The organism is Geodermatophilus sabuli, from assembly GCF_900215145.1.
In the GTDB taxonomy this organism is placed as follows: domain Bacteria; phylum Actinomycetota; class Actinomycetes; order Mycobacteriales; family Geodermatophilaceae; genus Geodermatophilus; species Geodermatophilus sabuli.
Genome location: NZ_OBDO01000014.1, coordinates 1 through 22,005, shown reverse-complemented (window position 1 = coordinate 22,005; position 22,005 = coordinate 1). Strand labels below are relative to the sequence as shown.

The following is a 22,005-nucleotide window of genomic DNA, read 5'->3' as shown; positions in this document are numbered from 1 at the left end:
GCCGTAACGTCGTGGGGAGGGGCGGACCCCGGGAACGCGCGCGGCCTGCCCGGCCTCCGGTCCGGGAACGGCAGCCCCGCCCCGCCCGCGTCCCCAGGAGCACCCCCGTGAGCACGTCCCCCATGACCACCGTCGGTGGACGGCTCGAGGCCGACCGCATCGTCGGTGAAACCGCCCGACGACGGACGTTCGCGGTGATCAGTCACCCCGACGCCGGGAAGTCGACGCTCACCGAGGCCCTGGCCCTGCACGCCCGGGTGATCGGTCAGGCCGGCGCGGTGCACGGCAAGGCCGGGCGCCGCGGCACCGTGTCGGACTGGATGGACATGGAGCGGGACCGCGGCATCTCCATCACCTCCGCGGCCCTGCAGTTCGCCTACCGCGACTGCGTGGTGAACCTGCTGGACACCCCCGGCCACGCGGACTTCTCCGAGGACACCTACCGGGTGCTGACCGCGGTCGACGCCGCCGTCATGCTCATCGACGGCGCCAAGGGTCTCGAGGCCCAGACGATGAAGCTGTTCGCCGTCTGCAGGCACCGGGGCATCCCGGTGGTCACCGTGGTCAACAAGTGGGACCGCCCCGGCAAGGCCGCCCTCGAGCTCATGGACGAGGTCGCCGAGCGCACCGGGCTCACGCCGACGCCGCTGACCTGGCCGGTCGGCCTCGCCGGGGACTTCCGGGGGGTGCTCGACCGGCGCGACGGGAGCTACCGGCGCTTCACCCGCACCGCCGGTGGCGCCACCGTCGCCCCCGAGGAGGTGCTGTCCCCCGCCGCGGCCGCCGCCCGCGAGGGCGAGGCGTGGTCCGTCGCCCACGAGGAGGCCGACCTGCTCGCCGCCACGGCCGGCGAGCACGACCAGGAGCTGTTCCTCTCGGGCGTCACCACCCCCGTGCTGTTCGCCTCGGCCGTCTCCAACTTCGGCGTCGGCCAGCTGCTGGACACCCTGGTCGACCTCGCCCCCGCGCCCACCGCCCGGCCCGACGAGGCGGGCGAGCCGCACCCGGTGGACGCCCCGTTCAGCGCGTTCGTGTTCAAGGTGCAGGCCGGGATGGACACCGGGCACCGCGACCGGCTGGCCTACATCCGGGTCTGCTCGGGCGTCTTCGAGCGCGGCATGGTCGTCACCAACGCCCGCACCGGCCGGCCGTTCGCCACCAAGTACGCCCAGCAGGTCTTCGGCCGTGACCGGGAGACCATCGAGACCGCCTACCCCGGGGACGTCGTCGGCCTGGTCAACGCCGCGGCGCTCGGCGTCGGCGACACCCTGTACGCCGACCGCCCGGTCACGTACCCGCCGGTGACGACCTTCGCGCCCGAGCACTTCGCGGTCGCCCGCGTCGCCGACACCAGCCGGTACAAGCAGTTCCGCAAGGGCGTCGAGACGCTGGCCGGCGAGGGCGTCGTCCAGGTGCTGACCTCCGAGCGCCGCGGCGACGGCGCCCCCGTCTTCGCCGTCGTCGGGCCCATGCAGTTCGAGGTGGCCGCGCACCGGATGGAACACGAGTTCGGCGCCCGGATCGCCCTGGAGCCGCTGCCCTACCGCCTGGCCCGGGTCACCGACGCGGCGTCGGCCGGCGAGCTGTCCGCCGCCAGCGGCGCCGAGGTGCTGCAGCGCCCCGACGGTGAGCTGCTGGCGCTGTTCAGCGACAAGTGGTCGCTGCGGGTGCTCGCCCAGAACAAGCCACACCTCACCCTGGTGCCGATGGTGGCCGCCGAACTCGGCTGACCGTGGGAGGGGCAGAAATGGCCATTTCTGCCCCTCCCGGTCACACCGCCCGGCCGCGCAGCCTCCGGTAATGTTCCACCAGCGCGGTCGTCGACGGGTCCTGGTCGACCCGCGGCGCCTCGGCCGACGTCAGCGCGGGCTCCAGCTCGCGGGCCATCACCTTGCCCAGCTCCACACCCCACTGGTCGAACGAGTCGATCTGCCAGATGACGCCCTGGGTCATGACCGTGTGCTCGTACAGGGCGACCAGCTGACCCAGGGTGGACGGCGTAAGCTTCGGCGCCAGGATCGTCGTCGACGGCCGGTTGCCGGGCATCACCTTGTGCGGCACCAGCTCCGCCGGCGTCCCGTCGGCGGCGACCTCCTCCGCCGTCCGCCCGAAGGCGAGCACCGCCGACTGGGCGAACATGTTGGCCATCAGCAGGTCGTGCATCTCGCCGATGTCGTGGTTGGGCTCGCCGAAGCCGATGAAGTCCGCCGGCACCAGCGTCGTCCCCTGGTGCAGCAGCTGGTGGAAGGCGTGCTGGCCGTTGGTGCCCGGCTCACCCCAGTAGACCTCGCCGGTCGCCGTCGTCGCCGGCTGCCCGTCCCAGCGGACGGACTTGCCGTTGCTCTCCATCGTCAGCTGCTGCAGGTACGCCGGCAGCCGCGACAGGTACTGGCTGTAGGGCAGGACGGCGTGGGTCTGGGCGCCGAAGAAGTCCGTGTACCAGACGTTGAGCAGCCCCTGGAGCACCGGCAGGTTGGCGGCGAACGGCGCCGTCCGGAAGTGCTCGTCGATCGTGTGGAAGCCGGCCAGCATCTCGTCGTAGGCGTCCGGCCCGATCGCGACCATGAGGGACAGGCCGATCGCCGAGGTGAAGGAGTACCGGCCGCCGACCCAGTCCCAGAACTCGAACATGTTCTCCGGGTCGATGCCGAACTCCCGCACCGCGTCGGTGTTCGTGGAGACGGCGACGAAGTGCTTGGCGACCGCGGACTCCTCCCCGCCCAGGCCGTCGAGCAGCCACTGCCGGGCGACCCGCGCGTTGGTCAGCGTCTCCAGCGTCGTGAACGTCTTGGACGAGACGACGAACAGCGTCTGCGCCGGATCCAGGCCGAGGGTGGCCTCGGCGAAGTCGGTCGGGTCGACGTTGGAGACGAACCGTGCGGTGACCCCCCGGTCGGTGGAGTCGCGCAGCGCCGTGTACGCCATCGCCGGACCGAGGTCGGAGCCGCCGATGCCGATGTTGACCACCGCCCGGATCGGCTGCCCGGTGTGCCCGCGCCACTCCCCCGACCGCACCCGGCCCGCGAAGGACCGCATCCGCGCCAGCACCCCGTGCACGTCGCCGGTCACGTCCTGCCCGTCCACGGTGAGCGCGGCGCCGGCCGGCGCACGCAGCGCGACGTGCAGGACGGCGCGGTCCTCGGTGGGGTTGACGTGCTCCCCGCGGAACATCGCGTCGATCCGCTCGCGCAGCCCGGCCCGCTCGGCGAGCGCGACCAGCAGCCGCACCGTCTCGTCGGTGACCCGGTGCTTGGACCAGTCCAGGTGCAGGTCCCCGGCGTCGGCGGTCAGCCGCCGGCCGCGGTCGGGGTCCTCGGCGAACAGATCGCGCAGGTGCCGGCCGGCCAGCGTGCGGTGGTGGTCGGCGAGGGCGGCCCACTCCGGTGTCGCCGTGATGTCCAGGGTGGTGTCCGTGCCTGCGGTGTCCATGCTGCCCTCCGGGCGGTCGGGGTCTCCCCAGCCTGGTGGGCGGGGCGCCACCTGCACAAACCCAGGGACGCCGGGGCGGGTGTCATCCCGGCCCGCGGCCGGGGACGGCGGCGCCTCGGGAGCGGCGCGGTCGCTGCTGAACGGCGCCCACGAGGTCGACGGCGAGGTCGCGGAGCTTGCGGTTGGTCCGCTGCGACTCGGTGGCCAGCCGCCGGAACGCGTCCTCCGCGGAGCAGTGGTGCCGGGCCATGAGCACGCCCTTCGCCTGCTCGATGACCGCCCGCGACTCCATCGCCAGGCGCAACGTCCGGGCGGTCTCCGCCGCGGCGGCGTGCTCGCCGGCGCGGGCCACCGTGCCGGCGGCGACCGCGGCGAAGGCCCGCGCCAGCTCCACCGCCACGGCGTCGAACGGGCCGCCGCCGGTGCGGAAGACGCTGAGGGAGCCGACCGGCCGCCCGTCGAGGGCCAGACCGATCGACAGCACGCTGCTGACCCCGTGTCGCCGGGCGCAGGAGGCGAACTCCGCGAGTACCGCCTCGTGTCCGGTGTCCGGGATCAGCACCGGCTCGCCGTCCGCCGGCGGCAGGGGAACCGGACCGGTGGCCTGCAACCGCCGGTCCAGGTCGGCCGCCAGCGGGGCGGTGACCCCCCGCGCGACCTCGCCCGGGGCCCGGAGCACGGCCACCGCCGCCTCGGCGGGGCCGGGCAGCACCGCCGTCGCGAGCTCCGCGATGCGGGCGAGGCTGTCGGTGAGCGGCTGGGCCGGGATGCGCATGCGGGACAGTTCGGCGAACGCCGCCCCGGGGTCGCGCGGCGTCGCGGGCCTCCGGTCGTGCAGCACCATGGGAAGACCTCGATCTGCTCGAGCCGTCGTCCCGCGCGCCTGGGGACGACGGCGCACACCGTGCCTCCTCCGGCGCCCGCGCGACAGTCCTTCCCGCGCGGCGCCGCGGGATCGGCGCCCGACGGAGGGAGGAGCGAGATGAAGCCCGAGGAGTTCCTGACCGACAGCCCGCTGGGCCGGGCGGTGTACGAGCGGGTGCGCGCGGTCCTCGCAGCGGTCGGCGGTGCCGACGTCCGGGTGACCGTCAGCCAGATCGGTTTCCGCCGCCGGCGCGGGTTCGCATGGCTCTGGCTGCCCGGCCGCTACCTCGCGCACCCCGCCGCCGACGTCGTCCTGTCCATCGCGCTGGACCGGGAGGAGCCGTCCCCGCGGTGGAAGGAGGTGGCGCACCCCTCGCGCCGGCACTGGGTGCACCACCTCGAACTGCGGGACGCCGCCGAGGTGGACGACGAGGTCACCGGCTGGCTGCGGGAGGCCGCGGCGCTGGCCGGCTGAGCCGGGCGGCCCGGCTCAGCGCGGCTCCTCCGGGAGCCGGCCGACCGGCTGGTCGGTGGACGGGGCGCTGCGCGGTGCCGGCGGGACCACCGGGGGCCCGGGCGGCGGGATCGGCGGGGCGGGCACGCCGCCGGCCGGACCGGGCGACGCCACGGCGCGGTGTACCGCCAGGCCCACGAGCAGCGCTCCGGCCACGAGGAGGACGGCGCCGGTGAGGAGCAGGGCACCCCACAGCCACGGCAGAGCCGGCGCGGTGACACCGGCCCGCGCGCCGACGTCCACGCCGGCGCTGCCGTCGGCCCGCATGACCACCACGGTCCAGTCGCCGTCGGCCGGCGTCCAGTCGACCGTCTGCGTGCCCGCGCCCTCCGCCTGCGCGACCCAGATGTCCAGGTCGCCGGGCGCGCCCGTCGGCGCGCTGCCCGGGACGTCCCGGCCCCCGGTCAGGCGCCCGTCCGGGCTGGTCTCCTGGACCTGCCGGTGTCCCACGCCGGCCAGGTACCGGCCGGCGTCGGCCGCGCGGGCCACCCCGAGGAAGACCGCCACGTCCGGGTCGGCCGGGGTGACCTGCAGGCGGGCGTCGCCGAGCACGTCGTCGACGAGCCACTCGTCCCCGGCGACGTCCAGGGTGATCGAGCCGGTGACCAACGCGTACCGCGAGGTGCTGAGCAGACCGGTCGGCGTCGACAGGTAGCCGTCCTCGCGCTGGGTGGTGTCGGCCCACGCCAGGCTCGCGCCGCCCACGAGCAGGCCCGTGGAGGTGAACAGCAGCAGCGCGCCGACCACGACGGCGACCACCCGACCGGCACTCCAGCCCGCCGGCGGCACCGGTGCCGCGGTCGGGCCCTGCGGCCGGGGCCCGCCGGGGCCGACGGGACGGGTGCCCGGGTCGGCACCGCCCATGTCCAGCCGGAACGGCGGGTAGCGGTCGGTCATGAGGGCCACGTAGGCGGCGACGCGCAGCACCCAGCGGTCCAACCCGAGCACGAAGTCGTAGACCGGCTGCGGGTAGCGGCCGGTGAACAGCAGCACGATCCCGGCGACCAGGACCAGCAGGCCGATGAGGCCGCCGGCGGCCCAGCCGGAGTCCTCCGGGCCGTCGCCCCCGGCCAGCCAGATGCCGCCCCCGACGAACAGCGACAGGAGCAGCAGGTGCGGCAGCGCCAGCAGCCAGGACTTGACCAGCACCAGGCCGCGGGAGAGCCGCTCCGGGTATGGCACGTCCAGCCGCGCGGGGTAGTCGGGCACGTCGGCGAGGGTGAACGGCGGGTAGCGGTCGGTGCCGAGCGCCCCGTAGCCGTAGTAGTGGACCCGCCACGACCACCGCAGCACGCCCACGGTGAAGGCGAACAGCGGCCGCGGGTAACGGCCGGTGACCAGGATCGCGAACCACGCCACGACGGTCAGCACGACGAAGGCGACCCACAGGAACGCCAGGACGACGACGTGCGGGATGAGCAGGAACCACTTGACCAGCCACAGCCAGCGCGACAGCGGCCGGTCCATCGCCGCCTCGACCCGCACGGGGTAGGGGGCGTGCTCCTCGGTCACGGCAGGGACCTCCGCTCCCCCGCTCGGGCCGGGCGGGACGCGTGGGCCGTCGGCGGGCGGCCCCAGCGTCGACCGACACCCGCTGACCGGACACCGCCCTCCGTCGTCGTCCCGACGGTGTCGGAGGTCCCTGCCCGGCGCCCCGCCGGCACCCCTCCCGCGTCCGGGAGCGGCCGGGCATCCTGGCAGGCGGCGGTCGAGGACACCGCGGTCGAGGGAGGGATCGGCATGGCACGACGCCGGTGGGAGGACCTTGGGCCCGCGGCAGCGCGCCGCGATCGGGTTGGTGGGCGTCGTCCAGGTGTCGCTGGCGCTGCCTACCTGCGCGGGGGCCGGCGGCGGTCCCCGGCCGGCGCGGGGTGAGCACCGGGCCATGACCTCCCGCGTCCTGCCTGCCGGTGAGGCGGCGGTCGAGCCGCCGCGCACCGGCCGGCGGCCGGTGCAGCGCCATCCCGTCGACCTGGTGCGCGTCGTCCTCGGTCTCGCCGTGCTGGGCCTGGGCCTCCTCGTCGCCCAGCGCGGCCGGCTGCCGGTGTTCGAGCAGAACCTCTTCCAGATCGTGAACGACCTGCCCCCGGAGGCCTTCCCGGTCGTCTGGGCGGTCATGCAGCTGGGCAACGTCGCGGCGGTCCCGGTGGTCGCCGCCGTCGCGGCGCTGACCGGCCGGGTGCGGATGGCGCGGGACATGCTGGTCTCCGGGGTGCTGGCCTACCTCGCCGCCGACCTGGTGAAGAGCGTGGTGCAGCGGGAGCGGCCGGGCGGTTTCCCCCTGGACGCGCACTTCCCCGAGGGGCCGGTCGAGGGCCTCGGCTTCGTCTCCGGCCACTCGGCGGTGGCCGCCGCGCTGGCCACCGCCGTCGTGCCGTACCTGTCGCGGCGGGCCCGGCGCACGGCCTGGGCGCTGGCCTGGGCCGTCGCCCTGGCCCGCGTCTACGTCGGCGCCCACCTGCCCCTGGACATCGCCGGCGGGCTCGGCGTCGGCTGGGCGATCGGCTCGCTGGTGCACTGGGCCTTCGGCGTCCCGCGGCTGGAGGTGCCGCCCGACCGCGTGGCGCGGTGGCTGGCGCACTACGGCCTGCCGGCGCGCGACGTGCGGCCGGCCGCCGTCCAGGCGCGGAGCTCGATCCCGTTCGAGGCCGTCGACGAGCAGGGCCGCCGGCTGTACGTGAAGTGGCTGGAACCCGACCGCCGGGAACGGGACTGGCTGTACCGGCTGTGGCGGCTGCTGGCCGTCCGGGACGTGAAGGACGCCGACGCCGTCGCCCCCCTCGGTCAGCAGGCCGAGCACGAGGCCGTCACGGCGATGATCGCCCGGGAGCGCGGGGTGCACGTGCCCCGGGTCCTGCTCGCCCGCGGCAAGGACCGCGGCGCGATCGTCGTGCAGGAGTACGTCGTCGGCCGCGGGCTCGACGAGCTGCCGGTGGAGGAGCTGACGCCGGAGCTGCTGACCGAGGTGTGGCGGCAGGTCGCGCTGCTGCGCGGAGCCCGGGTGGCCCACCACGACCTCGTGGCCGCCAGCCTCCTGGTCGACCCCGACGGCCGGCCGTGGGTGGTCGACTTCGGCAACGCCCTCACCGGCGCCTCGGACGACGCGATGGACGCGGACGTCGCCGAGCTGCTGGCCTCCCTGGCCCTGCGCACCGACCCCGGCCCGGTGGTCGACGGCGCGATCACCGCGCTCGGGCCGGACGTCGTGGCCGCGGCGCTGCCCCAGCTGACGCCGATGAGCCTGACCTCGGTGACCCGGAGCGCGCTGCGGGCCGACCGCGCCCGGCTGGAGGCGCTGCGCCGCGTGATCCGCGGTCGCCTGGGCCTGCCCGACCCCGACCGGCCCGAGTTCGGCCCACCCGGGCTCGCGGCCCGCCTCGCCGTGGCGGCCGGCGCGGGGCTGGTCCTCGTGGGCGTGCCGCTGCTGGCCGGGGCGACGGAGTTCTTCGACGTCGTGGAGGACGGCGGCTGGCGCTGGCTGGGCGCGGCGGTCGCGCTGGCCGTGCTCGCCCGGGCGGCGAACGCGGCGGCGGCGCTGATGACCGTCGAACGGCGGCTGGCGCTCGGCCGTACCTACGCCGCCTCGCTGGTCGCGGAGTCCGCCTCGCTGCTGCACGGCGGCGAGGGCTGGCGCCGGTCGGCGGCCCGGTTCCTCGAGCGGGCCGGCGTGCTGCCCGAAGACGCCCGCCGGTCGATCGGCCGCTACCGCGTCGGCGCGGTCGTCGCCGCGGTCGTCGTCGCCGGCGGCATGCTCGTGATGGCGGCGGTGGAGGGCCGGCTGGGCGACTGGGACGCCCCCGAGGCCCTCGTGCCGGCCGTCGCACTCGGTCTCGGCGCGTGGGCGCTGGTGCTCACCGGCCAGTGGTTGGCCGGCCGGCACGACACCGCCCCGGGGTCGCGGCGGCCGCCGTCGCTGCTGAGCACGCTCGCCCGGGTGCCGGCGGGTGACCCCTGGCGGTGGGGGGCCCAGTTCTGCTGGTCCACCGCCGGGGTGGTGCTGGAGGCGGGGGCGCTGGCCGCCGCGATGCACGCGGCGGGGGGCTCGGTGCGGCTGCTGGCCACCGCCACCGTCTACGCCGCTCTGCACCTGCTGTGGTCGGTGCTGCCGGCAACCGGGGCGCCCGGCGCCGCGGAGGTCAGCCTGCTGCTGGCGCTGACGGCGCTCGGGGCGCCGCTGGCCAGCGCCTGCGCCGCCGCTCTCGTGTTCCGGGTGCTGACCTGGTGGCTGCCGGCGCTGCTGGGCTGGTTGCTGACCGCGCGCCTCGAGCACCGCTTCGGCGCGTGAGCGGGACGCCCCGGGACCGCCGCCGGCGCAGCGCGCTGCGGCGGGCGCTCACCGGCCGGGCGGCGCGCACGACGCTGACCGTCGTGGTGATCGTGGCGATCTTCGCCGGTGCGCTGCCGCAGATCAGCGACTACGCCGCGGCCTGGGACCTCGTCCGCCGGGTCGACGGGGCGGAGATCGCGCTCGTCGCCGCGGTCGCGCTGGTCAACCTGTTCTCCTACGCCCCGCTGTGGATGGCGGCCCTGCCCGGGCTCGGCCTCGGCCGGGCGGTGATGAGCGACCAGGCCTCCACCGCCGTCTCCAACACCGTGCCGGTCGGCTTCGCCTTCGGCGTCGGCACCAACGTCGCGATGTACCACTCGTTCGGATTCCCGGCCGCCGACATCACGCGGGCCGTGGCCCTGACCGGCGTGTGGAACAACCTGGTCAAGCTGGCGATGCCCGCCCTCGCGCTGGCCGGGCTGGGGCTGGTGGGAGACGTCGACGTGAGGCTGGGGCTGACCGCGCTGCTCGGCAGCGCCCTGCTCCTCGCCGGGGCCGCCGCGTTGGTCGTGCTGGTGACCCACGACCGGGCCGCGGCGACGCTGGCGGCCGCGGCCGAACGGCTGGCCGGCCGGGTGGCGCGGCTGGTCCGGCGCCGCCCGCCGTCGGGCTGGGTCGGGCGGACCGAGCGCTTCCGCGCCGACTCCCGCGACCTCGTGCGCGCGCGGTGGCCGCAGCTCACGGCTGCCGCCGTCGCCAGCCACGCCACGCTCTTCCTCCTGCTCCTCACCTGCCTGCGCACCGTCGGGGGCACCGCCGCCGACGTCCCGTGGCTCGTGGTCCTGGCGGTGTTCTCGGTGACCCGGCTGGTCACGATCGTGCCGATCACGCCGGGCGCGCTCGGGGTGGCCGAGCTGAGCTACGTGGCCGGGCTCACCGCCGCCGGGGTGACCGCCCCGGCCGCCGCCGGCGCGGTGCTGCTGTTCCGGTTCCTCACCTGGTTCCTACCCGTCCCGGTGGGTGCGGTCACCTGGCTGCTCTGGCGCCGGGGCGTCGGCCGGGTCCCGGACAGCGCGCCGCAGGAGGCCCGGCGGTGACCCTGCGGACCGCCCGGCGTGCCGGACCGGACCGCCCTGCTCAGGCCGGCGCGGGGTCCTCGGACCCCCGGACCCGGAGCGGGCAGCGCGCGTGTACCCGGCGAGCCGTCCACCCCCACGACCACCCGGCGGTCCCCCGGACCCGGTCCGGTTCCGTACACCCGCGTCCCCGCTCTCCTCAGCCCCCGGTCGGTGGCACGTTCCACGACAGGGAGGCCGGGTCCACCCGGACCCGCCCGTAGACGTGGTCGCCCTCGGGCAGGTGCCAGACGGCGGTCCCGCCCGCCGGCAGCGCCCGACCGCCGACGGTGAGCCAGCCCTCCACCGGGGTGGACCACCGCGCCCGCACCAGCCCGCCGGGGAGCGCCGCGTACCGGTCCTCGGTGCTGAGCCCGGTCAACCGACCGTCGGCGGCCACCGTGAGCCGCGCGGTCACCGTCCTCCCGCCGGAGTCGAACGCGAGGTCGAAGCAGCCGTCGTCCACCGCGGACCAGGTGGTGGCGGGCACCAGCAGCATCGACGGTGCCGTCATCGCCGCCTCGGCCACCCACGTCGCCAGTTCGCTGACGTCGAACTCCGGCCCGGAGCCGTCGGCGACCGGCACCACGCCGAGCAGCGTCCCCCGCATCCGGCCGACGCCGTCGGCGTAGCTGTCCACGCCGTGCATCGGCAGCACGCCGAAGAGGTCCACCCGCATGGTGTAGACGCGGGCCACGGCGGGGCCGGAGTCGTACTGCCAGGCCTCGAACGGCATCCACGCCTGGCCGGGACGCAGCCGGAACCGGCCCGTCGTGCGCATCCGGAACGACCAGTCCCGCGGCCGGCCGACGACGCCGGACCACCGCAGCCAGCGCTGCGCCGGCGCGGGCAGGCCAGCCAGGTCGTCGTCGGTGACCGGACGCGGGTCGCCACCGGTGGGCAGGTCCAGACGCGTCAGCCGGTCGGCGAGCCGGCGGGCCATGCCGCGGCCGAGCACCGCGGATCTCAGGTCCACGCGGCTCCTCCCGACGGCTGGGACAGGTCAGCGTCCACCCTGGCCGACGCGCCCGCCGGTGTCAGCGGGCCGAGCGTCCCGCCCGGTCAGGACGTTCGTCGCGCCGTCCGGCCGCCCGGGGGCTCTTGGCGGCGCCGACGTCCCGCCCTAGCGTCGGGCGGGGACACCCACATCGAGGAGGGCGCGTGCAGGCTCGAGACGTCATGACCCGCGAGGTCGTCACCGTCGGCCCGGACACCTCGGCGAAGTACGCGGCCGAGGTGCTCGCCGATCGCGGGTTCGCCGCACTGCCGGTGGTCGACGACGGGGACCGGCTGCTCGGCATCGTCGCCGAGGCCGACGTCCTCCGCGACCGGCTGCCCCCGGACCCGCGCCTGCACCTGCGCCGCGAGGAGGACAGCGACGTCCCTCCCCCGCCGGCCCTCGTCCGCGGCGTGATGACCGAACACGTGCGCACCGTCGACCCCACCGCGGACGTCGCCGACGTGGCCCGCCTGTTCGTCGACGCCCGGCTGCGCAGCGTGCCGGTGGTGGACCGGGGCCGGCTGGTCGGCATCGTCAGCCGGCGCGACCTCCTGCGCACCCTCATCCGGTCCGACGACGAGCTGCGCGCCGACCTGCTGCGGCTGGTCGAGGGCTACACCGGGGACCTCGACTGCTGGGACGTGTCCGTGAGCGAGGGCATCGCGACCGTGCGGCGCACCGGTGGCACCCCCGGGGGGTCGGCGGAGACGGAGGCGGGCGCGCTGCGGGCGCTGGCCCGGACGGTCAGCGGCATCATCGGCGTGCGGGTGGTCCCCGCGGCCGGCTCCGAGGGGAGCGTGGCGTGACCGCCGCCGGGGTGCCCCCGGTCGTCGCCGGCGTCGACGGCTCGGCGGGCGCCGCCCGAGCCGTGGCGTTCGCGGTCGAGGAGGCGCGGCTGCGCGAGGCCCCGCTGCTGCTCGTGAGCGCCCTGTCCTGGCCGACGACGGACTTCCCCGTCCCGCCGCTCAGCGACGTCGACGTGCCCGGCGTGCTGCAGACCAACGCCGAGACGGTGCTGCGCGCCGCGGCCGAGGGGGCCGAGGCGGCACTCGGCGCCGGCCGGGTGCGCTGGCAGGTGGACGAGCGCGACCCGGTCGATGCGCTGCGGGCGGCCGGCACCGGGGCGCAGCTGGTCGTGGTCGGCGCCCGCGGCGCGGGCGGCGTGGCCGGTCTGCTCCTCGGGTCCACCGCCACCGCCCTGGCGCTGGACGCCCCCTGCCCGGTGGTGGTGCTGCCCGACGACACCGCCGCGCTGGTCACCGGGCGCCGGTCGGTCGTGGCCGGGGTGGAGGGCCGCCCCGGCGACGAGGCGGTGCTGGCCTTCGCCTTCGCCGAGGCCGCCGCCCGCGGCACCGACCTCGTGGCCGTGCACGCCTGGCGGGACGTCGCCCTCGAACCGTCGCTGCAGTCACTCGGCCCGCTGGTGGACTGGGTGGGGGTCGCCGCCGACGAGCAGCGGCTGCTCGCCGAGGCGCTGGCCGGGTGGCGGGACCGGCATCCGGACGTCGAGGTCCGGGAGGTCGTCGTCCGCGAGCGCACCGCGGCCGCCGTGGTCGCTGCCGGCCTGACCGCGCACCTGGTCGTCGTCGGCCACCGGCGCCGGCGGCTGGCCCGGCTGGGGTCCACGACCCACGCCGTCCTGCACCGGGCGGGCTGCCCGGTCGCCGTCGTCCCCCTGACCGGCGGCGCCCGGTGACCGCCGCCGGGTCCCGGGTGCTCGTCGTGGTGGCCAGCCGGCACGGAGCCACCCAGGAGATCGCCGCCGCGCTGGCCCGCGACCTCCCCGAGACGCCGGCCGGCAAGGCGGCCGGGGTGACCGCCGTCCTCGCGCCGGTGGAGTCCCGGCCCGACCCCGCGCCGTTCGACGCCGTCCTCCTGGGCAGCGCCGTCTACGCCGGACGCTGGCTGGAACCGGCGCGGGAGTACGCGGCGGCGCACACCGCTGCGCTGCGCGAGCGCCCGGTGTGGCTGTTCTCCAGCGGCCCCATCGGGTCTCCCCCGTTCCCGCCGGACGAGGCGCACGACGTCGCCCCGACCAGCGCCCTGCTGGGTGCCCGCGGCCACCAGGTGTTCCCCGGGCGGCTGGACCTGTCGCTGCTCAGCTTCGGCGAGCGGGCGATGGCCACGGCCATGCGCGCCCCCGTCGGCGACTCGCGCGACTGGGACCTGGTGCGCCGGTGGGCGGAGGAGGTCGCGGCGGACCTGACCGGGCGCCCCGGCTGACCCCCGATCCGGCCCGGGAACCGGGCGCGGGACGACCGGCGGCCCGGCTCGGGACGTAGGACCCTCTGCCCGGCGGCCGCGCCCACGCAGAGTCGGACCAGGCCCCTCGAACGACCGGCGGGGCCCTCCTCCGCCCGTCCGCGCCGCGCGCGTCAGGAGGCCCCTGTGTCGCTCCCCGCCCCTGACCACGTGGTCGAGGACCTCGACGACCCCGCCTGCCGGTCCCTGCTGCGCAGCGCCCGCATCGGCCGGCTGGGCTACACCCGCAACGCCCTCCCGGCGATCGCGCCGGTGCCCTTCCGCGTGCACGGAGACCGGGTGGTGATCCCGTCGTGGTCGGGCAGCTCCCTGGTGCCCGGCACCAGCGGGGCGGTCGTCGCCTTCCAGGTCGACTCGCTGGACCCGGAGACCTGCACCGGGTGGACGGTGACGGTCGTCGGGCCCTCCCGGTCGGTCACCGACCCCGGGGAGGTCGCGGTGCTGGACGCGCTGCCCTGGCCGGCCCCGGTGGCCTGGCCGGACCGCTGCTACATCAGCGTCGTCATCGGCCTGCTGGCCGGGTGGCGTGCCGGGCCCCGGCGGGACGTGCCCGTCGCAGAGCCGGTCGGCGACGGTCCGCCCCGCCTCGCCGACCGCTCCCGCTGAGCGGCGGTGCAGCGCCTTCCCCTGTCCTACCGGTCGTGGCAGTCTCGGATCTCCCGACGAGATGGGCTGACCATGCCATCAGAGCCAGGGACGGACGCCGTGCCGGCGGTCCGGCCCTCACCGCTGGCCGGCATGCTGCTGACCGAGCTGCTCGACGAGGTGCAGGAGCGGCTCGCGGCGGTGGCTCGGAGCCAGGAGCGGGTCCAGCACCTGCTCGACGCCTTCCTCAGCGTCTCCACCGACCTGGACCTCGAGTCCACCCTGCGGCGCATCGTCCAGGCCGCCGTCGACCTGGTCGACGCCCGCTACGGAGCCCTCGGGGTGCTGGCGTCGGGCGGGGGCCTCGCCGCGTTCGTGCACGTGGGCATCGACGACGACCAGGCGGCCCGGATGGGCTCCCTCCCCGAAGGCAAGGGCGTGCTCGGGCAGCTCATCACCGAACCCCATCCCCTCCGCATCCCCGACCTGAGCCGGCACGCGGCGTCGGTCGGCTTCCCGCCGCACCACCCCGAGATGCACTCCTTCCTCGGGGTGCCCGTGCTGGTCCGCGGCGAGGTCTTCGGCAACCTCTACCTGACCGAGAAGCGCCACGGTGAGTTCACCGCCGAGGACGAGGCGATGCTGACCGCCCTCGCCGCCGCGGCCGGCATCGCCATCGACAACGCCCGGCTGTACGAGGAGGGCGAGACTCGCCGGCAGTGGACGACCGCGGTCTCCGACGTCCGCGCCTGCCTGCTCAGCACCGGCTCGGCCGAGGACGCGCTCGCGCTGGTCACCGAGCGGGTGGCCGAGCTGACCGCGGCCGACGCCGCCTGGCTGCTCGTGGGTCCCGACGCCGGGGACGGCTGCTACGTGGTCCGCGCGCAGTGCGGCGCGCAGCTGGAGCCGGCCATCGGCGCCCGGCTGGCTCCCGGCTCCAACCCGGTGCTCGACGCGGCGGCCCGCACCGACGCCGTCGTCAGCCTCGACAGCAGCGGGCTGGCGTGGGAGGGGCCGCACCCCCACGTCGCCTGGGGCCCGTGCACCGGCGTCCGGCTGCACGGGAGCACGGCCGAGGGCGCCGTCCTGATCGCCGCCCGGCGGGCCGGCCGGGCCCGGTTCCCGGCCGCCCTCGAGCCGCTCATGCACACCTTCGCCGACCAGACCGCCGTCGCCCTCGACATGGCCGCCCGCCAGCGGCTGGCCCGCCAGCTCGACGTCTACGCCGACCGCGACCGCATCGCGCAGGACCTGCACGACCACGTCATCCAGCGTGTGTTCGCCGCCGGCCTGAGCCTGCAGTCGGCCCTCCCCCGGGTGCCCGACCCCGAGACCCAGCGGCGGCTGCGGCAGGTGGTGCACCAGCTGGACGAGACCGTCCGGGACATCCGGACGACGATCTTCGACCTGCACACCACCAGCGACGGCGACCGGCCGGCGAGCCTGCGCCGGCGGGTCCTCGACATCGTCACCGAGACCGCGGGCCGGCGACTGCACCCCACCGTGCGCATGTCCGGCGTCGTGGACAGCCTGGTGACCGGCGAGCTCGCCGCCGACCTGGAGGCGGTCACCCGGGAGGCGGTGAGCAACGCGGCGCGGCACTCCGGCGCCGACCACGTCACCGTCACCCTCGACGTGGCCGACGAGGTCGTGCTGGAGGTCGTCGACGACGGCCGCGGCATCGACCCCCGGGCCGCCCGCAGCGGGCTGCGCAACCTGGAGGACCGTGCGCGGCGCCGCGCCGGCGGGCTCACCGTCGAGCCGCTGCCCGAGGGCGGCACCCGGCTGCGCTGGTGGGCCCCGCTGCGCTGACCGGCCGGTCAGGCGGGGCGGGACGCGCTCCCCGTCCCGCGCAGCTCGGTCGCGAGGACGGCGGCCTGCGTGCGGCGCTCCAGCCCCAGCTTGGCCAGCAGGTGCGACACGTAGTTCTTCACCGTCTTCTCGGCCAGGAACATGCGCTCGCCGATCTGCCGGTTGGTCAGCCCCTCCCCGATCAGCTCGAGGACGGTGCGCTCCTGGTCGCTGAGCTTGGCCAGCGGACCGCCCGGGTCGGCCACCCGGCGCAGCCGCTCCAGCACCGCCGTGGTGGCGACGGGGTCCAGCAGCGAGCCACCGGCGGCCACGGCCCGGATGCCGGACACCAGGTCCTGCCCCAGGATCTGCTTGAGCAGGTAGCCGGAGGCCCCGGCCATGATCGCCTCGAACAGCGCCTCGTCGTCGCTGTAGCTGGTCAGCATGACCACCTTGAGCTCGGGCATCCTCGACCGCAGCTCCCGGCAGACCGAGACACCGTCCCCGTCGGGGAGCCGGACGTCGAGGACGGCGACATCCGGCCGTAGCGCGGGGACGCGGGCCAGCGCCTCGGCGACGTTCTTCGCCTCCCCGACGACGGTGATGCCGGGGTCGCTCTCCAGGACGTCGGCCACCCCGCGCCGGACCACCTCGTGGTCGTCGAGGAGGAAGACCCGGATCGCGTGCTCCTGCCGCCCGTCGTCCACCCGCGCACCGTCCGTTCCGCCCCGGCCCCCGTCGGGCCGCTCGCGTCAGGCTAGGACGCCGATCCGCCTCCGTACGCAGAGTCGAAGGTCCCCGCGTGACCAGCCGCTCCCATGATCGACCCGCCGGCGGCGTCGAACCCGCCGGCGCCTACCGGTTGACCAGCGACTCCAGGGTGACCGCAGCGAGCAGCCGTGCCCACCACGGACGGCGGGCGAGCGGCGGCACCGGACGCCGTCGACGCCAGCCACGCTCCGCGGGGCGCACCGCCATCACGCCGCCCTTCATGCTCACCCAGCCACCGGGCCCCATGGACACCCGCGCCTTCGCCGCGCTGGGCCGGGCCGCCAGCTGACGCGCCGCGAGCACACCGCCCACCACGAGCTCGGCCGTGGTCAGCAGCCGCGTGACGTCCACGGCCGGCCGCCAGCGCACCCGGCCGTCCCGGACGACGAACGCACCCAAGGGCCGGACACCGGCCATCTCCGCGTCGAACGCCGGCTCAGCGGACGGCCCGGTGGATCGGCTGTCGCGGCGGGTGGCGGTGTGGGCGCGCGTCGCGGTCGCGGTGATGACGGTGACGCCGTCGCGCTCGTAGGGCGGCCCGAACCCGACCACCTCGCCGCGGCGCGGCGCGGGCTCGAACGGGTCAGCAGGGCGCAGTCGGTCCACGGTCGGCCTCCGGTCGGCTCGGCGACGGGCCGGTCCAGCCTGGCACGGGGCCGCCGGTCGATCCAGCCCGCCGCGGAGCCGCGGACGGTCCTCAGCCGAGGGCGAGCACGCGGATCAGCAGCCGAGCGGCGTCCCCGCCGTCGGCGACGGCGACGTCCAGGGCGCCCGGGACGTCGAGGTCGTCGAGCAGCCGGTCGGTGACCGCGCGAGCGGCCGCGGCGGACGACGACGGCCGGCCCGCGGCGGAGAACAGCGCGTCCAGCCGCGCCTGCGCACCGTCCAGCAGCTCCGGCCGGTACTCCCACGGCTGCGCCCAGGGCCGGTCGAGCACCAGCAGGCGCAGCGCCGGCCCGGTGGCCACCTTCAGCAGATCGGCGACCAGGGTGAGGTTGCCGGTGGACTTGGCCATCTTGGCGCCGTCCTGCGACACCGCGCCCACGTGCACCTGGGCCCGCGCGAACGGCCCGACGCCGGAGGCGGCCTCGGCCATGGCCGTCTGGTGCGCGTGGTGCGGGAAGGCGAGGTCCGCCCCGCCCACGAGGACGTCGACGCCGTGGCCGAGGGTCGCCGTCGCCATGGCCGCGCACTCGGCGTGCCAGCCGGGCCGTCCCCAGCCCCAAGGGCTGGGCCAGGCGGGGTCGCGGTCCCCGGAGGGCCGCCACACCGGCACGTCCAGCGGGTCCTCGCGCAGCGGGTCGTCGGGGGTGTCGCCGAACTCGGCGGCGAGCTCGCGGGCGCGGGCGGCGTCCAGCCCGGCACGGGCGGCGACGTCCCCGGCGCGGAAGTGGACGGCGCCCTCCCGGACGTAGGCGCGGTCGGCGCGCAGCAGCGCCGCGGCCAGCTGCTGTACGTGCTGGATGTGGTGGCGGGCGCGCGGCACGTGCGTCGGCGGCCGGACGCCGAGGGCCCGCATGTCCTGCTCGAAGGCGAACTCCTGGCTCAGGGCGAACTCGTCGTAGTGCCGGCCGCGGGCGTCGGCCGCGCGGGTCAGCACGTCGTCGACGTCGGTGACGTTGCGGCTGCTGACGACGTCGGCGCCGGCCATCCGCAGCACCGCGCCGAGCACGTCGGCCCACACGAACGTCGCCGCGTGCCCGAGGTGCGTCACGTCGTAGGGGGTGATGCCGCAGACGTAGACGCGCGCCGGGCTGGTCACCGGCAGCGGCCGCCCGGCCAGGCGCAGGTCACCGGTGCGGACGTCGACCGGCTCGTCGATCCGGCCGGCCACGCCGACGACGCCGGAGGAGCTCAGGGGAGGCAGTGCCATGCCGCCCATCCTGCCCGGCCCCGGCAGCGACGGAACTGGCTGGTGGGGACCCGTGACCGTTGTGCGACGGTTCTGACCATGGTCGCCGTCCTCTCCATCCAGTCGCACGTCGCCTACGGGCACGTGGGCAACGCCGCCGCCGTGTTCCCGCTGCAGCGCCTGGGCGTCGAGGTGTGGCCGGTCCACACCGTCCAGTTCTCCAACCACACCGGCTACGGCGAGTGGCGCGGCCGGGTGTTCGACGGCCCGTCGATCGAGGAGGTCGTGCAGGGCATCGCCGAGCGCGGGGTCCTCGGCGGCTGCGACGCGGTGCTCTCGGGCTACCTGGGCTCGGCCGACATCGGCCACGCGGTCGTGCAGGCCGTGCAGCGGGTGCGCGCGGCCAACCCGGCGGCGGTCTACTGCTGCGACCCGGTCATCGGCGACGTCGGCCGCGGGGTGTTCGTCCGCCCCGGCATCCCGGAGTTCATGCGCGAGGTCGCCGTCCCCGCGGCCGACATCGTCACCCCGAACCACTACGAGCTGCACGCGCTGTCGGAGCGGACCACCCGCACGCTCGCCGAGGTCACCGACGCGGTGGCCGCCGTCCAGGCGCTCGGTCCGCGGGTGGTGCTGACGACGTCGCTGGACACCGCCGACACCCCGCCGGACTGCGTCGACCTGCTCGCCTCCGAGGGCGGCCGGCACTTCCGCGTGCGCACCCCGCGGCTCGACGTCGCGGTCAACGGCGCCGGTGACGCCATCGCGGCCCTGTTCCTCGCACACTGGCTCGAGAGCCGGGACGCCGGACTGGCGCTGGGCCGGGCCGCGGCAGCGGTGTACGGGCTGCTCAAGCGCACCGAGGACGCCGGGGCGCGGGAGATCCTGGTGGTCGCCGCGCAGGAGGAGTTCGTGGCACCCTCCCGCACGTTCGACGTCGACGAGGTCTGAAGAAGGACCCTGTCCTCCTCACGCCTCGCACGCTCGGCGCGAGCCTCGGGACGGGGCCGGAGGGAGCCGCTGTGGAGGCACCGCTCGCCCCGTGGCCGCCGGGTGCCCGGTCCACCAGCGTGGAACTCGCCGGGGACCGCGTCCACGTCCTCGACCTCGGTGGCCCGGCCGGCGCCCCTCCGCTGCTGTGCGTCCACGGCCTGGGCTCCTCCACCCTGGGGTTCGGGCTGCTCGGGCCGCTGCTGGCCGCCGAGCGCCGGGTGCTCGCCGTCGACCTGCTCGGGCACGGCCGCTCGGCGGCCGGCACCGCGGCGGGCAACCGGCGGCTCATCGGCCGGATCGTCGAGCGGGTGGTCGGCGAGCCGGTGGTGCTCGTGGCCCAGTCGATGGGCGGCGTCCTGGCGTTGCTGCACGCCGCCGAGGCGCCGGAGACGGTGGACCGGCTCGTGCTGATCGGCCCGCCGGTCCCCCGACCGACCCGCCTGCCGCTGGACCCGCTGTTGGCCGCCCGGCGCGCGTTCCTCCGGTTGCCACCGGTCGAGCGGGCCGTCGCCACCCGCCTGCGTCGCATGACGCCGGAGGAGGTGGTCGCCCAGCAGGTGCGCCAGGCCACGCCCCACGTCGACCGCCTGCCGGCCGAGGTGGTGCCGATCGTGGTGGCCGAGACCCGGGAGCGGGCCGCCCGGCCGGACGCCGCCGCCGCGCAGGCCGCGCAGTGGCGGTCGATCACCGACACGATGGCGTTGCTCATGCGCCCCCGGCGGTTCCGCGCGACGGTCGCCCGGGTCCTCGCGCCCACCCTGTACCTCCAGGGCGAGGACGACCCGTTGGCGCCGGTCGCCGCCGCCCGGGCCCTGGCGGCCACCCGGCCGGACTGGCAGCTGGAGGTGCTGCCGGGGATCGGGCACCTGCCGCACCTGGAGGACGCGCCGGGCACCGCCGACCGTGTCCTCCGGTGGCTGGCCGCGCCCGGCGGCCGACAGGCGGGCGACGCCGGCCGGACCTAGCGTGGCCCGGTGCACCTGTTCCGGACCAAGCCGGTGGAAGCGCTGGGGGACGACGGGGACGCGACGGCGGCGGACGTCGGGCGGTTGCGCCGCCACCTGAGCGCCCGCCACCTGGTCGGCTTCGGCATCGGGGTGGTGATCGGCACCGGCATCTTCACGCTCACCGGCGTGGAGGCCCGGGACACCGCGGGGCCGGCCGTGGTGCTCTCCTTCGCCCTGGCCGGGCTGGTCGCGCTGCTGGCCGCCCTCTGCTACGCCGAGCTCGCCGCCTCGGCGCCGACCGCGGGCAGCGCCTACTCCTACGCCTACGCGACCGCCGGTGAGGTGGTCGCCTGGGTGATCGGCTGGGACCTGTTCCTCGAGTTCGCGCTGGGCGCCGCGGTGGTGGCGCGCGGGTGGTCGGGCTACGTCGGCAACCTGCTGGACCTGCCACCGTCCCTGTTCGGCGAGGAGTCCACGGTCAACGTCGGAGCCGCGCTGATCGTCGTCCTGCTGACCGTCGTCGCCGTCCTCGGCATCCGCGAGTCGGCGCGGGTGACCGGCGCGCTCGTCGTCGTGAAGGTCGCCGTCTGCGTCTTCGTCGTCGTCGCCGGCGCCTGGTTCGTCCGGGGCGCCAACCTGACCCCGTTCGTCCCGGCGAGCCGTCCGGCCGAGGAGAACGGTGGGCTGGCCCAGCCCGTCGTCTCGGCGGTCTTCGGCCTGGACCCCGTCGCCTTCGGCATCGGCGGCGTGCTGACCGCCGCGGCGGTGGTGTTCTTCGCCTACACCGGCTTCGAGGCGGTGGCGAACCTGTCGGAGGAGACCCGCCGCCCCGGCCGCGACCTGCCGCTGGGCCTGCTCGGCACCCTGGCGCTGTCCACCGCGCTCTACATCGGCGTCTCGCTGGTCGTGGTCGGGATGGTGCGCTACGACCGGCTCGACCGCGGTGCCCCGATCGCCGACGCCTTCGACCAGGTGGGCGTGGGCTGGGCGTCGGCACTGATCTCGCTGGCCGCGGTCGCGGGCCTGACCTCGGTGATCCTGGTCGACCTCATCACCGTCAGCCGGATCGGGTTCGCGATGGGCCGCGACGGGCTGCTGCCGCCGGCCGTGGCCAAGGTCAGCCCCCGTACCGGGGTGCCGGTCCGGATCACGCTAGCCTTCGCCGCCCTCGTCCTCGTGCTGGCGACGTTCGTGCCGCTGGGCACGCTGGCCGAGCTGGTCAGCATCGGCACGCTGTTCGCGTTCCTGTTGGTGTCGGTCGCGGTGATCGTGCTGCGCCGCACCCGGCCGGAGCTGCACCGCCCGTTCCGGGTGCCGTTCTCACCGGTGCTGCCCGGGCTGGCCGCCGCCGCCTGCCTCTACCTGATGCTCAACCTCAGCATCGAGACCTGGTTGCGCTTCCTCCTCTGGCTGGTCCTGGGCCTGTTGCTCTACGCCGGGTACGGCTACCGCAACTCGCGGGTGGGTGCGCGGGCCGCGGGGGCCGGCGTGGTGCGCGAGCGGGTGCAGGACCCCCGCGGCAGCTGATAGCCGTTGACCCCGTTTCCGCGGGAACGTCCTGACGACGTTTCCGCAGTGGACGGGAGGTTGTCGTGGGCTTGCTGCAGGAGGCGCT

At 76.2% G+C, this 22,005-nt stretch carries 19 protein-coding genes; 12 read left to right on the top strand and 7 right to left on the bottom strand.

Annotated features, from left to right (window positions below; translation table 11 throughout):
* Positions 1-107 precede the first annotated feature (107 nt).
* The gene (locus CRP39_RS24275) at positions 108-1,730 is read left to right on the top strand and encodes a peptide chain release factor 3 (protein ID WP_245854088.1); all 1,623 of its coding nucleotides are present in this window, start codon (positions 108-110) and stop codon (positions 1,728-1,730) included.
* Positions 1,731-1,770: 40 nt separating this feature from the next.
* On the opposite strand, the gene pgi is transcribed toward CRP39_RS24275, so the two are convergent.
* Together pgi and CRP39_RS24265 are read right to left on the bottom strand one after the other, a co-directional pair.
* A complete protein-coding gene (gene pgi, locus CRP39_RS24270) occupies positions 1,771-3,429 on the bottom strand; it encodes a glucose-6-phosphate isomerase (RefSeq protein ID WP_172442623.1) in 1,659 nt (552 codons plus the stop codon).
* 82 nt (positions 3,430-3,511) lie between these two features.
* Positions 3,512-4,273: an ANTAR domain-containing protein gene (locus CRP39_RS24265; RefSeq protein WP_097208969.1), complete on the bottom strand. Its 762-nt coding sequence runs from the start codon at positions 4,271-4,273 to the stop codon at positions 3,512-3,514.
* Between the two features lie 138 nt (positions 4,274-4,411).
* Here CRP39_RS24265 and CRP39_RS24260 point away from each other — a divergent pair, with 138 nt between their 5' ends.
* Entirely contained in the window at positions 4,412-4,768 is a 357-nt protein-coding gene (locus tag CRP39_RS24260; RefSeq protein ID WP_216359904.1) for a DUF5655 domain-containing protein, read from the top strand.
* 15 nt (positions 4,769-4,783) lie between these two features.
* Here the strand turns inward: CRP39_RS24260 and CRP39_RS24255 are convergent, their stop codons facing one another.
* Positions 4,784-6,319: a DUF4389 domain-containing protein gene (locus CRP39_RS24255; RefSeq protein ID WP_216359903.1), complete on the bottom strand. Its 1,536-nt coding sequence runs from the start codon at positions 6,317-6,319 to the stop codon at positions 4,784-4,786.
* Positions 6,320-6,692: 373 nt separating this feature from the next.
* Here CRP39_RS24255 and CRP39_RS24250 point away from each other — a divergent pair, with 373 nt between their 5' ends.
* Together CRP39_RS24250 and CRP39_RS24245 are read left to right on the top strand one after the other, a co-directional pair.
* On the top strand, positions 6,693-9,092 hold the full coding sequence (locus tag CRP39_RS24250) for a phosphatase PAP2 family protein (RefSeq protein ID WP_143426751.1): 2,400 nt from the start codon (positions 6,693-6,695) through the stop codon (positions 9,090-9,092).
* The gene (locus CRP39_RS24245) at positions 9,089-10,171 is read left to right on the top strand and encodes a lysylphosphatidylglycerol synthase transmembrane domain-containing protein (protein ID WP_172442621.1); all 1,083 of its coding nucleotides are present in this window, start codon (positions 9,089-9,091) and stop codon (positions 10,169-10,171) included. The genes CRP39_RS24250 and CRP39_RS24245 overlap by 4 nt, the downstream gene beginning before the upstream one ends.
* Positions 10,172-10,349: 178 nt before the next feature.
* Here CRP39_RS24245 and CRP39_RS24240 read toward each other — a convergent pair whose 3' ends face one another.
* Positions 10,350-11,165, bottom strand: coding sequence for a DUF6544 family protein (locus CRP39_RS24240; protein ID WP_097208966.1), 816 nt, complete (start codon positions 11,163-11,165; stop codon positions 10,350-10,352).
* Between the two features lie 185 nt (positions 11,166-11,350).
* On the opposite strand from CRP39_RS24240, the gene CRP39_RS24235 reads away from it, so the two are divergent.
* The 5 genes from CRP39_RS24235 to CRP39_RS28200 all read left to right on the top strand — a co-directional run bounded on the left by CRP39_RS24235 (position 11,351) and on the right by CRP39_RS28200 (position 15,848).
* Positions 11,351-11,995, top strand: a complete 645-nt coding sequence (locus CRP39_RS24235) for a CBS domain-containing protein (RefSeq protein WP_143426750.1) — start codon at positions 11,351-11,353, stop codon at positions 11,993-11,995.
* On the top strand, positions 11,992-12,885 hold the full coding sequence (locus CRP39_RS24230; protein ID WP_097208964.1) for a universal stress protein: 894 nt from the start codon (positions 11,992-11,994) through the stop codon (positions 12,883-12,885). Before CRP39_RS24235 ends, CRP39_RS24230 begins: the two co-directional genes overlap by 4 nt.
* On the top strand, positions 12,882-13,412 hold the full coding sequence (locus CRP39_RS24225) for a flavodoxin domain-containing protein (protein WP_097208963.1): 531 nt from the start codon (positions 12,882-12,884) through the stop codon (positions 13,410-13,412). The genes CRP39_RS24230 and CRP39_RS24225 overlap by 4 nt, the downstream gene beginning before the upstream one ends.
* Before the next feature lie 165 nt (positions 13,413-13,577).
* Positions 13,578-14,057: a pyridoxamine 5'-phosphate oxidase family protein gene (locus CRP39_RS24220; protein WP_172442620.1), complete on the top strand. Its 480-nt coding sequence runs from the start codon at positions 13,578-13,580 to the stop codon at positions 14,055-14,057.
* 72 nt (positions 14,058-14,129) lie between these two features.
* The gene (locus tag CRP39_RS28200; protein WP_097208961.1) at positions 14,130-15,848 is read left to right on the top strand and encodes a GAF domain-containing sensor histidine kinase; all 1,719 of its coding nucleotides are present in this window, start codon (positions 14,130-14,132) and stop codon (positions 15,846-15,848) included.
* An 8-nt stretch (positions 15,849-15,856) separates the two neighbouring features.
* On the opposite strand, the gene CRP39_RS24210 is transcribed toward CRP39_RS28200, so the two are convergent.
* The 3 genes from CRP39_RS24210 to CRP39_RS24200 form a co-directional block, all read right to left on the bottom strand.
* Positions 15,857-16,534, bottom strand: coding sequence for a response regulator (locus CRP39_RS24210; protein ID WP_281253805.1), 678 nt, complete (start codon positions 16,532-16,534; stop codon positions 15,857-15,859).
* Positions 16,535-16,682: 148 nt separating this feature from the next.
* Positions 16,683-17,204, bottom strand: a complete 522-nt coding sequence (locus CRP39_RS24205) for a hypothetical protein (RefSeq protein WP_097208960.1) — start codon at positions 17,202-17,204, stop codon at positions 16,683-16,685.
* 91 nt (positions 17,205-17,295) lie between these two features.
* On the bottom strand, positions 17,296-18,471 hold the full coding sequence (locus CRP39_RS24200) for a cysteine--tRNA ligase (RefSeq protein WP_097208959.1): 1,176 nt from the start codon (positions 18,469-18,471) through the stop codon (positions 17,296-17,298).
* A gap of 78 nt (positions 18,472-18,549) precedes the next feature.
* Here CRP39_RS24200 and pdxY point away from each other — a divergent pair, with 78 nt between their 5' ends.
* The 3 genes from pdxY (at position 18,550) to CRP39_RS24185 (ending at position 21,917) form a co-directional block, all read left to right on the top strand.
* A complete protein-coding gene (gene pdxY / locus CRP39_RS24195; RefSeq protein ID WP_097208958.1) occupies positions 18,550-19,401 on the top strand; it encodes a pyridoxal kinase PdxY in 852 nt (283 codons plus the stop codon).
* Between the two features lie 71 nt (positions 19,402-19,472).
* Positions 19,473-20,408: an alpha/beta fold hydrolase gene (locus CRP39_RS24190; RefSeq protein ID WP_172442619.1), complete on the top strand. Its 936-nt coding sequence runs from the start codon at positions 19,473-19,475 to the stop codon at positions 20,406-20,408.
* A 9-nt stretch (positions 20,409-20,417) separates the two neighbouring features.
* Positions 20,418-21,917, top strand: coding sequence for an amino acid permease (locus tag CRP39_RS24185; RefSeq protein ID WP_097208956.1), 1,500 nt, complete (start codon positions 20,418-20,420; stop codon positions 21,915-21,917).
* Positions 21,918-22,005: the final 88 nt, after the last annotated feature.

Excerpts from the sequence above, each read along its gene's own strand:
- pgi (WP_172442623.1), bottom strand. The coding sequence starts at position 3,429 with ATGGACACCGCAGGCACGGACACCACCCTGGACATCACGGCGACACCG.
- CRP39_RS24260 (WP_216359904.1), top strand. The coding sequence starts at position 4,412 with ATGAAGCCCGAGGAGTTCCTGACCGACAGCCCGCTGGGCCGGGCGGTG.
- CRP39_RS24265 (WP_097208969.1), bottom strand. The coding sequence starts at position 4,273 with ATGGTGCTGCACGACCGGAGGCCCGCGACGCCGCGCGACCCCGGGGCG.
- pdxY (WP_097208958.1), top strand. The coding sequence starts at position 18,550 with ATGGTCGCCGTCCTCTCCATCCAGTCGCACGTCGCCTACGGGCACGTG.
- CRP39_RS24250 (WP_143426751.1), top strand. The coding sequence starts at position 6,693 with ATGACCTCCCGCGTCCTGCCTGCCGGTGAGGCGGCGGTCGAGCCGCCG.
- CRP39_RS28200 (WP_097208961.1), top strand. The coding sequence starts at position 14,130 with ATGCCATCAGAGCCAGGGACGGACGCCGTGCCGGCGGTCCGGCCCTCA.
- CRP39_RS24200 (WP_097208959.1), bottom strand. The coding sequence starts at position 18,471 with ATGGCACTGCCTCCCCTGAGCTCCTCCGGCGTCGTCGGCGTGGCCGGC.